This window comes from Streptomyces sp. NPDC001941, from assembly GCF_040296945.1.
Lineage (GTDB): Bacteria > Actinomycetota > Actinomycetes > Streptomycetales > Streptomycetaceae > Streptomyces.
Window position 1 is genome coordinate 1 of record NZ_JBEOYE010000170.1, and the last position, 11295, is coordinate 11295.

Annotated in this window: 9 protein-coding genes and 1 pseudogene; 8 read left to right on the forward strand and 2 right to left on the reverse strand. The window is 73.4% G+C overall.

Annotation, left to right across the window (positions count from 1 at the left end):
- Nucleotides 1–97: pseudogene (locus ABT160_RS45170) on the reverse strand (HAD family hydrolase); the annotation flags it as partial.
- A 13-nt stretch (nucleotides 98–110) separates the two neighbouring features.
- On the opposite strand from ABT160_RS45170, the gene ABT160_RS45175 reads away from it, so the two are divergent.
- The 3 genes from ABT160_RS45175 (at nucleotide 111) to ABT160_RS45180 (ending at nucleotide 2224) form a co-directional block, all read left to right on the forward strand.
- Nucleotides 111–1292, forward strand: coding sequence for a helix-turn-helix transcriptional regulator (locus tag ABT160_RS45175; protein WP_351655760.1), 1182 nt, complete (start codon nucleotides 111–113; stop codon nucleotides 1290–1292).
- A 141-nt stretch (nucleotides 1293–1433) separates the two neighbouring features.
- A complete protein-coding gene (locus ABT160_RS47205) occupies nucleotides 1434–1511 on the forward strand; it encodes a hypothetical protein (protein ID WP_502984417.1) in 78 nt (25 codons plus the stop codon).
- Between the two features lie 179 nt (nucleotides 1512–1690).
- Nucleotides 1691–2224: a hypothetical protein gene (locus ABT160_RS45180; protein WP_351655763.1), complete on the forward strand. Its 534-nt coding sequence runs from the start codon at nucleotides 1691–1693 to the stop codon at nucleotides 2222–2224.
- A gap of 67 nt (nucleotides 2225–2291) precedes the next feature.
- Here ABT160_RS45180 and ABT160_RS45185 read toward each other — a convergent pair whose 3' ends face one another.
- Nucleotides 2292–3479, reverse strand: a complete 1188-nt coding sequence (locus ABT160_RS45185; RefSeq protein ID WP_351655766.1) for a spore photoproduct lyase family protein — start codon at nucleotides 3477–3479, stop codon at nucleotides 2292–2294.
- Between the two features lie 425 nt (nucleotides 3480–3904).
- Between ABT160_RS45185 and ABT160_RS45190 the strand changes: the two genes are divergently transcribed.
- The 5 genes from ABT160_RS45190 (at nucleotide 3905) to manB (ending at nucleotide 11154) form a co-directional block, all read left to right on the forward strand.
- Entirely contained in the window at nucleotides 3905–5506 is a 1602-nt protein-coding gene (locus ABT160_RS45190) for an RICIN domain-containing protein (RefSeq protein ID WP_351655769.1), read from the forward strand.
- A gap of 358 nt (nucleotides 5507–5864) precedes the next feature.
- Entirely contained in the window at nucleotides 5865–7235 is a 1371-nt protein-coding gene (locus ABT160_RS45195; RefSeq protein ID WP_351655772.1) for a glycosyl hydrolase, read from the forward strand.
- Nucleotides 7236–7299: 64 nt separating this feature from the next.
- Entirely contained in the window at nucleotides 7300–8778 is a 1479-nt protein-coding gene (locus ABT160_RS45200) for a glycosyltransferase family 2 protein (protein ID WP_351655774.1), read from the forward strand.
- Between the two features lie 28 nt (nucleotides 8779–8806).
- Entirely contained in the window at nucleotides 8807–10030 is a 1224-nt protein-coding gene (locus ABT160_RS45205) for a glycoside hydrolase family 113 (protein WP_351655777.1), read from the forward strand.
- Between the two features lie 35 nt (nucleotides 10031–10065).
- A complete protein-coding gene (gene manB / locus ABT160_RS45210; protein WP_351655780.1) occupies nucleotides 10066–11154 on the forward strand; it encodes a mannose-1-phosphate guanylyltransferase in 1089 nt (362 codons plus the stop codon).
- The last annotated feature ends 141 nt before the right edge of the window (nucleotides 11155–11295 follow it).

Genomic DNA, 11295 nt, shown 5'->3' on the forward strand with positions numbered 1-11295 from the left:
GGTCGAGCACGGGCACCGCGTCGGGGAAGAGCTGCCAGGCGGCCTCGTAGCGGACCACGTGGCTCTCGAACCAGGCGTCAGCCTCGGCATCATCCGCATCAGGAGCCTCCGTGCCCGGGCCGCCGGACCTCCTCGACGCCTTGGTGCTGCTGGACGCGGAAGGCCATCGCGTGGGAGTGCCGGCGCTCCGGCGGGTCCTCACCGATGTCGGCGCCGACGGGGCGCCGGGGTGGACCCGGGCGCCGGCGTTGGGCACGGTGCTCGCGGGTGAGCTGTGGGACATCGAGCTCCACGCGACGGTGGTCGACTGGCTGGTGCGCACCGGACGGGACACGGGCTCACCGCTGACCATCCGGCTCGGCCTTGCCCAGCGGGCCGTGTCCGCCGTCCTCACCGGTGACTTCGGGCAGGCGATGGCGGCGATCGCCGAGGAGGAGGCGATCGCGGACGCGGTCGGCGATCGGCCCCAGCTGTACCCGAGGGTGCACCTGGCGGCGATGCGCGGGCGACGCGACGAGGTGCTCTCCCTGTTCGCCGAGGTGACGGGCCGGGCCACCGGACAACTCACCGCGAACGCCCACTGGGCGACGGCCGTACTGCACAACGGTCTCGCCGAGTACCCGGCCGCCCTGGACGCGGCCACGCGGGCCGTGGAGCACGGTGACCTCTTCCTCAGTGGCTTCGCGCTCCCCGAGCAGGTGGAGGCCGCGGTCCGGTGCGGCGAGGACGCCGTCGCGCGGGAGGCGCTGGAATCGCTGCTGGCCCGCACGGAACCGGCGGGAACGCCCTTCGCCCTCGGCGTGGGGGCGGGCACGCGGGCGCTGGTCAGCGGCCTGGAGGACGACCACAGGGAAGCCCTCGACCACCTGACGGGCAGCCCCCTGGTCATGCACCTCGCGCGGACCCACCTGCGGTACGGGGAGTGGTTGCGCCGGGCGGGCCGCCGCCGCGAGGCGCGCGAACACCTGCGGACCGCGCACGAACAGCTGTCGGAGATCGGCATGGAGGCGTTCGCGCAGCGGGCGGCGGACGAGCTGCGCGCCACGGGCGAGGTCGCCCGCAGCCGCTCCGGGCAGGTACTGGACGACCTGACGATGCAGGAGACGCACATCGCGCGCCAGGTCGCGGGGGGCGCGACGACGAAGGAGGTCGCGGGGCGGCTGTTCCTCAGCCCGCGCACGGTGGACGCGCACCTGCGCAACATCTTCCGCAAGCTCGGCATCACCTCCCGCAAGCAGCTCAGGGACGTGCCGGGGCTGGGTCAGGGGCCGTCGGAGGGGGCCGTGGTCTGACGCGGCCACCGCCTGCACGAAAGCCCTGGTCAAAGCCCTTCCCACAGGCATGGTCAGCAACCACCGGAAGGCGGGAACGGCCGCCTCGTGCTCTCCTGGAACCAGGGGAGGTCCACCGCACACCCGACCCGGGAGGCACGCATGTCCTCGAAGCGCCGCCGCAAGAAGAAGGCCCGCTGCAAGAAGGGCGCGAACCACGGCAGCCGCCCCCAGTGCTGAAGGAGCGGGGCCACCACGGGGCCCTGGGGGCCGCACGTCCATCGTGACACCCCCACGGCCCCGCCTCCGCTCTGTGTGCGGCAGGACCTCGCAGACCCCTGGCGCGCGCGTGGGACGGGGACGCTGCCGGAGGCCATATTCGATCGACGGATCGCCGCAGGGACCCTACCGTCGCCCCTGTGACACCACTCCCGAATCCCGAGGTGCAGAGCAGCGCGGACTTCCGCGACCTCCTGCTTCTCCTCGTCGGACACTTCCAGCGCCCCGGCACACCGACCCCGCAGATCGACGACGTACTGCTGCGCTGGGAAGGCACGCTCCCCGAGCGCGCCCCGCAACCCGGCTGGAGCGGCCTGGCCGCCCAGCTGCTCACCGCACTCGCCGCTCCCCCGGCCGGTCCGGCGGAACCGGCTCCGCTGAGCCGCGAGCAAGAACCCTCCGGACCACTGGAGTTGCAGGCGTTCTTGCGTGCGCTGGCAGCCGACTACGCGAGGAGCCGGGCGTGGACGGAGGACCGGGTGGCTCGCGGCCTGTGGGCCGGGGACGGAGGGGGCTGGGCGAGCGGGTCGCTCCCCCAGTACCTGGAGTCCTGGCACGCCTGGCTGGACACCTGGCTGGACGAGCGCCGCGACCCCCGGGACGTCCCGCCCATCGAGCCGGTGTCCTGGGAGTCGGTCGCCTTGCAGTTGGAGGCCGCGAGCGCCTACGAGTGACGTCGTGCCGTCAGCCCGGCGCTCCCCACCACCACCCTTAGCACCCGACCCCCGGCCCCCGGCCCCCTCAGAACGCGTACCTGACCCGCAGCCACGGGGCGTGCGCCGTGATCAGCTCGCGTAGCCGGGCCAGTGAGCGGCGTTTGACGTCCGCCGTGTAGCGCACGTTGAGCGCGCCGTTCTGCGACCGCTTCGTCTCCTGCGCCCCGGGCACCCACAACACCTCCTCGGCGCGCGGGTGCCAGCCCAGGTTGACCTCGTGCAGCGCCTGGTTGTGGGTCAGCATGATCACCTCCGCCGCCGCCTGTTCCTTCACCCGGGCGGGCAGCACGGCGTCGAGGTGGTCGAGCAGTTCCGCCCAGTCACGCTGCCAGCCCTGGCGCAGCACCACTGGGGACAGGTTGAAGTGCACCTCGTACCCGGCGTCGAGGAAGTCGGCCGCGGCCGCAATCCGTTCGGGGACCGGGCTGGTACGGATGTCGAGGAGTCGGGCGTCGCCGGGTGGCATCAGCGAGAACCGCACCCGGGTGCGGCCCCGCGGGTCCAGGTCCAGCAGGTCCGGGTTGACGAACTTGGTCGCGAACGACGCCTTCGCCGTCGGCAGCGCGCGGAACGCGGCGACCAGGTCCGCCACGTTGTCGCAGAGCAGCGAGTCGACCGAGCAGTCGCCGTTCTCGCCGATGTCGTACACCCAGGCCGACGGGTCGCACTGGTTCGGCTCCTTCTTGGGGCCCAACGACCGTACGTGGCGCTCGATATGACGGATGATCGCCTCGATGTTGGTGAACAGAGTGATCGGGTTGGCGTACCCCTTGCGGCGCGGTACGTAGCAGTACGCGCACGCCAGCGCGCACCCGTTGGACGGCCCCGGCGCGATCCAGTCGGCCGACCGGCCGTTGGGCCGGGTCTCCAGCGTGTGCTTGACGCCGAGCACGAGCGTCTCCGTCTTCACCCGCACCCAGCGGGAGACGTTCCCGTCGTTGCCGTGCAGTGAGGGGATGCGCCAGTGACTGGCCACCTCCGTCACCCGCGCTCCGGGGAGCCGGGCCATGATCTCCCGTCCGCGCGGCGAGTCCAGCGCCGCCGGCTCCGCGTACACCTCTCGTACGTCGAGGATCCGCCGCGCCCCGGGGCCGTCGCGGAACGCCCATCGCACGGGCCGCCCGGCCGTCTCCGCCCGCGCCGCGTCCGCGTCCTCGTGCGTGTCCTCCCACCCGAACAGCGGCGGCTGCTCCGCGTCCCCGCCCGGTCCCATCCCGTTCCTCCACTCGACGCACGACGACCCGACGCGTGACGACCCGACACAGCACGAGTCAGCGCTCCACGATCCGGACACGCCCGCGGCCGACGACCACGGCAATGCCCCTCCCCGCATCCAAGCGCAGTACGGTACGCGGACCGACGCCCTACACGCCGGTACGGCGCACGCGCGGCCGGGCCCTCCGACGGGAGCGGGCGCCCGGCCGGGGCGGAGGCCCGGGCACCGTACATGGCCGATGTGCTTCCGGATCTGCCCTGTTCAGGACTTGTACCCGGGGTGGACCCCTGGTTGGGTCCTGCCCAGCGGGGACCGGACCCGCCGCGACCGTGCGTCGGCCGTGCCGGATCCGGCTCGTTCTCGCTGTTCAGGACCGGGAATTGAGTGGCCGACACGGGTCGTCCACGGACAGCGGGGGTTCCATGGCGAGACCAGGCCGGCCGCAGGGCGCGTTCAAGGGTGCGACGGAGGCCGCGAACGACGTGGCCCACTTCGTTCAGCAGCTGACCGCGTCGCACACGGTGCGGGAGCTGGCCGACCGCTACGGCGGCGGTCGCACCCTGTGGAGCGAGTACCGCTCCGGCGCCAAGCTGATACCGCTCGGCGTGCTCAACAGCGTGGTGCGCGACCGCGTGCGCGACGGCCGGGGGCGCGCGGAGGTGCTGGGCCGGGCGCGCCGGCTCCATGACGCGGCGCTGGTCGCTCAGGTGCGGCGGGAACCGGCCCCGCGCCTGGACGAGGCGCTGCACAGGGCCGAGGCCGACCTGGCCGAGGCGGGACGGGTCGTGCACAGTCTGCTCACCCTGATCGACATGCTCCTGCCGACCTGGCCGGACACCGGGGCCGTTCAGGACGGGGACCGGGACCGGCTGGGCGCGGCCTACGACCAGCTCGGCGCCGCGCTCGCCGTGCGGGGCGCCGCCGGGGAGGCGTACGCGGAAGGCGAGCGGGAGCTGTACGCGGCCCGGCTCACCGTGGCGGGCGAGGGGGAGGCCACTCCGGCGGACCCTTCGCTGGCCCTCGCGCTGGCCCGGGTCGGCAGTGCCCTGGAGGTGCGCCGCACGGAGGCCCTCGGCCTGTGGTCGGAGCACCGGGCCGGGGGCGCCGACCTGACCGCCCTCTCCGCCGGTCCGCGGGGCGGAGCCGTACTGGAGAGGCTGGACGCGGCGGGCGGGGCGCGGCTTCGCCCTGCCCGTCGCCGGGCGTTCCCGGTGTCCCTGCCGCACGCGGCGGACGGCCGGATGGGGGCCGCTGCGCGCGGCGCCCTACGGAGCGCCACCACGCTGTGCGTCGCGCTGCTGGCCGCCGTGGCCCTCGTCGTCACCGCCCGGGACGATCACGTGGGCGACGATCCGGCGGTCCTCCAGATGGTCCCGCTGCCGGGCCAGCGAGCGGTGCCGCTCCCCTCGGCCGCAGCGTCACCCAGCCGGAGCGCCGCGGCACCCGCCACGCCCCGGGACGCCCGTACCCCGACCGCGCCGTCGCCCGGGGCCGCACGCGGCGCGAGCGCCGGGCCGCCGCGTCCCTCGGCCTCGCGCCCCGGGGCGTCGCCCGAGCCGTCGTCCACGCCGTCCGCGCAGCCGCCCCCGGTGCTGCCCGACCGCTGGTTCCGCCTCACCAACGCCACCAGCCGGATGTGCCTCGCCGTCCCGGACGCCGACCCCAACCCGGCCGTCGGGATGGTGCAGACCGACTGCCGCGCGGGCACCGAACAGTTCTGGCGGCTCCACGACGAGGGCGACGGCACCTACTCGGTCCGCAACCGCAACACCGGGCTCTGCCTGTCGGTGGACGCGGGCGAGACCGCCGACGACGCGATCGTCACCCAGTACCTCTGCGGCGATGACGACGGCCTCTTCCCCGACCAGTACTGGTCCTTCCAGTACCGAACCGCCCAGCACGCCTGGCAGCTGGTCAACCGCAACAGCGGCAAGTGCGCGTCCGTCCGGCCGGGGGGCGGGAAGATGGAGCAGGTGCTCCAGACGTACTGCGGCGAGGGCCCGGGCCTGCTCTGGCGTACGTGAGCGGGCGCACGGGCACGTATACGAGCCTGCCCGGAGGTGCCGGGGCCCCCGGTGAGCGGGCCTCGGGACGCCGACCTACGGCTCGCCCGACGCGGGACTTCGGTCCCGCTCACCGGCTCTGAAAGGCGGTCCGAATCGGGCCGTTCTTCTGGTCTTCCTCTGGTACGGGCTGCATAAGCTCGACCCCGTAGCGGCAAGGCGTTCCCCCTGGCGGGCCAGGTGGGCGGCGTCGTGCCCGACGGTCACCCCCTGCCTCTGTGGTCGTTCCGCGCGTCCCGTCCCCGGGCGCGCCCAGCCGAGGCCGTACCTCCCCGACGTACGGCTCCGGAACGGTGGAACCGATGGAGGAGAGAGCGCTGTGGAGCGTCGAACCGCCCTGCGCGGCGCCGGCGGGCTGATCGCGGCCGGAGCCGGGCTCGGGTCAGGAGCCGGGTCCTCCGCGCCCGTACACCCGCCCGAAGTGCCGCGCGAGCTGGCGCGTCGTGATCCGCGGGCCTCGGCGGAGGCACGCGCGGTGTACGCGTTCCTGGCCGACCTGGAGAACGCCGCACGGGCCGGCCGCCCCCGCGCCACGGTCCTCGGCCAGCACGTCGAGCTCCACAACGAGCTGCTCAACCCCGAGTACGGGGACTGCCCCGGCACGAAGCCGCCGGGCTACTACTACCGCAAGGCCGCCGACATCACGGGCAAGCTGCCCGGCTTCGTCGAGGTCGACCTCGGCCCGGGCTACGGGCAGCCGGGCTGGGCCGTGGACCACGCGCGCCCCTACAACGCCCGCTGGCCCTCCGGCCGCACGGAGTGGGCCTACGTCGACGCGGCCGTCGACCTCGCGACCGGGGTGTGGGACGGGCTGCCGCGCCGCCCCGACGGCTCGCACAACCCGGGCGGCGACGAGCCGCGCAGCGACGGCCTGGCGCAGCGGCTCCCGGACAACGGGGGCGGGCCTGCCGGACTCGTCGGCGTCTCCTTCCACCAGCCCTGGCCGGGCAGTCCCGTCAAGGGCTACCCCCAGACCTTCTGGGCGGACTGCCCCGGTGCGCGGGACCCGCGCTGGGCCGACCGGCTGCTGACCCCGGGCACGGACGAGCACCGCGAGCTCCTCGTCGACCTCGACTTCCTCGCCGACCACCTCGGCTACCTCGCGGAGCGCGGGGTCCCCGTGCTGCTGCGGCCCTTCCACGAGATGAACACCGACACCGGCGGCGGCTTCTGGTGGTCGGGGCTGGGGCCCGAGAGGTTCGGGCGGCTGTGGCGCCTGGCGTACCGGCACCTGGTCGAGACCCGCGACCTGCACCACCTGATCTTCGTGTGGGCGCCCCACGCCTGGGACGGGGAGCACGGGCACGCGCCGTGGGACCACTACCCGGGCGACGAGTTCGTGGACGTGGTCGGGGTCGACGACTACGACGACCGTCCCGAGGCCCCGCGCGACGGGAAGGCCTGGACCGGGGAGTGGTACCGCGGCCTGGCGGACTACGGGAAGCCGCGGGTGCTCGCGGAGACGTTCCGCCTGCCGCTGGGGCCGGGCCGCGAGGCCACCCTCGACCGCACCCCCTGGACCCTGTGGACGGTGTGGGGGCAGGGCCTGACCCAGCACAACCTCTCCGGTCCGCGGGACATGAACACCGACGCGCACGCGCGGGCGAGCTACGAGTCGCCGCTGACCGCGATCGGCGGCCCCCACGCGGGAGCCTGGACCCGGGTGTGGGAGTCGCTGCACTCCCCCTGAGCCCCGCGCGCCCCCTCCGCCACCCCCACGATCCCCCGTACCACCGCCCTGGAGTCGACCCACCGTGCCCCCCGTCGTTCCCCCCGCCGCGCCGCCGGCCCCGCTCCCCTCGCCCTCACCCGCGCCCTCACGCCAGGACGGCCGCCTGCTCGAACGCCACCAGGCGTGGAAGCCCGGCGTCATGTCGTTCCTGCTGCCCTTCGCGGTGCTGCTCGTCTTCGGGCTCTGGGCGTACCTGCCCAACGACACATGGCTGGCCTGGGTGCTGACCGTGGTGTGGTCCCTGCCCGTGATCGGCGTGATGGTCGGCATCCAGGGCGCGTTCCTGATCCGCCGGCGGGTGCGCCGGTACGGGAGCATGGTCCCGGCCGCCCCCGCGACGCGCGACGTCCTGGTCGTGCTCGTACCGACGATCGGCCGCCACGACACCTACCCCGCGCTGGAGCGGTCGGTCCTGTCGTACGTGGAGCACCTGCCCGCGTGGTTCCCGCACATGAGGGTCGACGTACTGACCGAGGAGGGGTGCGAGGCCGCCGGGCAGATCGACGCGCTCGCCGAACTCAGCCCGCTGATCCGCGTCGTGACCGTGCCCAAGGCCTACGGGACGCCCAACGGCACCCGCTTCAAGGCCCGCGCCAACCACTACGCGCACGAGCTGCGGCTGGCCGAGGGCGAGGCGCGGGACGAGGTCTGGGTCCTGCACATGGACGACGACACCGCCGTGGGCCCCGACACCGCGACGTCGCTGGCCCAGTTCGTCAACCGCCAGCGCCGCGCGCACCCGGACAAGACCAAGCACATGGCCCAGGGCATCCTCACCTACCCGCGCGAGAACGCGGTCAACATGTTCACCTGGTTCGCCGACGCGGTGCGTCCGGCCGACGACATCGCCCGCTTCCGCGCCCTCACCGGCATGGGCACGCCGCTCGCGGGCGTGCACGGCGAACTGCTGCTGATGCGCGCCTCGATCGAGGCGACGATCGGCTGGGACTTCGGACCGAAGGCCATCGTCGAGGACGCCCAGCTGGCCCTCACCTTCTGCCGCCGCTACCCCGGCCGCAGCGACTGGTTCAACGGCCGCTGCTACGGGGCCTCCCCGGCGAGCGTGCGCGACTTCGTCAAGCAGCGCGAGCGCTGGGCCTGGGGCCTGGTGGCCCTCTGCTTCAACCGGTCGATCCCGCTGCGGCACCGCTGGTTCCTCTCGGTGTGCGTGGCGACCTGGATCCTGGGGCCCCTGCAGCACATCGGGTTCGTCCTGCTCGTCGCCTGGTTCACCGGGAACATGAACACCTCCCCCGTCACGCAGTCCGTGGTGCTGCTGTGGTCGATGAACTTCGCGTACGTGATCTGGACGTACTGGGAGGGCCTGCGGCTGAACGCCATGGTCTCCGCCAACGGCCGCCGCAAGTGGTGGGAGCCCGTCGTCGTGGTCGCCTGCATCCCCCTGTTCTCCGTCCTCGAAGGACTCGGCGGCCTGCGCGGCTTCGTGAAGTTCGCGCGCCGCGAGGAGAACAAGTTCGTCGTGATCGCCAAGCCCGCCTGACCCTGCCCCTGACCCAGGAAACCCGCCGATGAGATCCCCCCGCCGTACCCGCCTGCCCCTCCTCGCCCTCTTCCCGGTCGGTGTCGTCGCCCTGGTCGTGGCCGTCCCCCTCGCCTGGGGCGACCACCCGGTGCGCTGGAACGCGGGCGCCGTCGTCCCCGAAGCGTCCGCGTCCGCCGACGAGTCCCCGGCCGGCCCGGAGCCGTCCGCGACCGCCACCCGCCCGTCCGGCGGCGGCGGCGCGCTCAGGATCGAGCACCCGTGGCGGGAGGGGCTGACCCAGTGGGGCGTGCACGTCTACTGGGAGGACGACCCCTCCCAGTCGGTCGACGAACTGCGGGAGAAGGCCCGCAGGGACGTGCGCTACCTGGACTCCCTGCACGCCAATGCCGTCGCGCTGTCCTTCCCCTTCCACACCGGGAAGAAGACCTCCACCAAGCTGTTCGCCGGGGACAACACCCCCACGCCCGAACGGATGGCGGCGGTGGCCCGCGTCTTCGAGGAGGCCGGGCTGCGGGTCACGCTGCGCCCCCTGCTCGACGAGAAGTCGCTGGGCGGCATGCCCAACTGGCGCGGCAACATCGCCCCTTCGGACCGGGACGCCTGGTTCGCGTCGTACGCGAAGTTCCTGACGCCCTACGCACGCGCCGCGCAGAAGGTCAAGGCCGACACCTTCACCGTCGGCGCCGAGCTCAACTCCCTGGAGGGCGACCGGCGCTGGAAGCCGCTCGTCGCCTCGGTCGAGAAGGACTTCAAGGGTGACGTCGGCTACGACGCCAACTACGACCACTACGTCTCCGGGCACGTCGACATGCCCGTCAACCACCTCGGCGTCGACGCCTACTTCCCCCTGAAGCTGTCCGACGACGCCTCCGTCGCCGACCTGGTCAAGGGCTGGAACCGGTGGCTGGACAAGAAGGCGACCGGCCCGCTGCCCAGGATCGTGCTCTCCGAGGCCGGGATCGCCGCGATGGACGGCGCCTACAAGGCCCCCGGCGACTTCTACGTCAAGCGCACCCTCAACACCCGGGTCCAGGCCCGCTGGTACGAAGCCGTCTGCGAGGTCGTGAAGGAGCGCCGGATGCGCGGCGTGTACTGGTGGTCCCTGAACTTCGACGACGACCCGTTCTCCAAGCCGGCCGACAGCGTCTCCCGCCTGTCGTTCTTCGGGCGTCCCGCGACCGAGGCCGCCATCCGGTCCTGCTTCACCCCCGACCACCCCACCGGCGCCTCGACCGCCCCCACGTCCTGAACACGACTCCACTCCTGAACACGAGGAGCACACCCATGAGCGAGGCCATCCTCCTCGTCGGCGGCCGGGGCACCCGGCTGCGCCCCCTGACCACCTCCACCCCCAAGCCTCTGCTGCGCGTGGCGGGCGTCCCCTTCCTGGCGCACCAGCTCGCCCGCGCCGCCGAGGCCGGGGTGACGCGCGTCGTGTTCGCCACCTCGTACCTGGCCGAGTGCTTCGAGGCCGAGTTCGGCACCGGCGACGCGTTCGGCCTCGACCTGGTGTACGTCACCGAGACCGAGCCCCTCGGCACCGGCGGCGCGATCCGCAACGCCGCCCGCCACCTCACCTGCGGCGGTGACGAACCGGTCCTGGTGTTCAACGGCGACATCCTCTCCGGCCTGGACGTCGCCGGGCTCCGGGACGGCCACGCCGCGTCCGGCGCGGACGTGAGCCTGCACCTGACCCGCGTACCGGACCCCCGCGCCTTCGGACTGGTCCCCACGGACCCGGAGGGCCGCGTCCTGGGGTTCCTGGAGAAGCCCACGAGCGACGCAGAGATCGTCACCGACCAGGTCAACGCGGGCTGTTACGTCTTCACGCGTACGGTCATCGACCGCATCCCCGACGGGCGCCCGGTGTCCGTCGAGCGGGAGACGTTCCCTGCGCTGCTCGCCGAGGGCGCGCACCTGCGCGGAGTGCTCGACGACTCCTACTGGCTCGACCTGGGCACCCCGGCCGCCTTCGTCCGGGGCTCGGCCGACCTCGTCCAAGGCCTGGTCCACTCGCCCGCCCTGCCGGGCAGCCCCGGCCAGGCGCTGGTCCTGGCGTCGGCGCACGTCGACCCGCTCGCCGTCCTCACCGCGGGGACCACCGTCTGCGAGGGGGCTGTCGTGGAGGCCGGGGCCATCGTGGAGGGCAGCGTCGTCCTGCCCGGCTCGCGGGTCGAGGCGGACGCCGTCGTCCACCGCTCCGTCGTCGGACGCCACGCGGTCGTGGGCACGGGCAGCACGCTGCACGACGTCGTCGTCGGCGACAGCGCGTACATCGGGCCGCACAACGAGATCCCTTCCGGCGTCCGACTGGCCTGCGGCACGGCCCTCGCCGCACAGGCGCTGCGGACTTCGGCGCCCGTGCAGGTCTGAGCCCTCACGACCACCAACTGACATCTCTTGAGAAGGAGTTACTCGATGGCCGCTGATCTGTCGCAGCTCGTGAAGGCGTATGACGTGCGCGGGGTGGTGCCGGATCAGTGGGACGAGGATCTGGCGGAGCTGTTCGGTGCC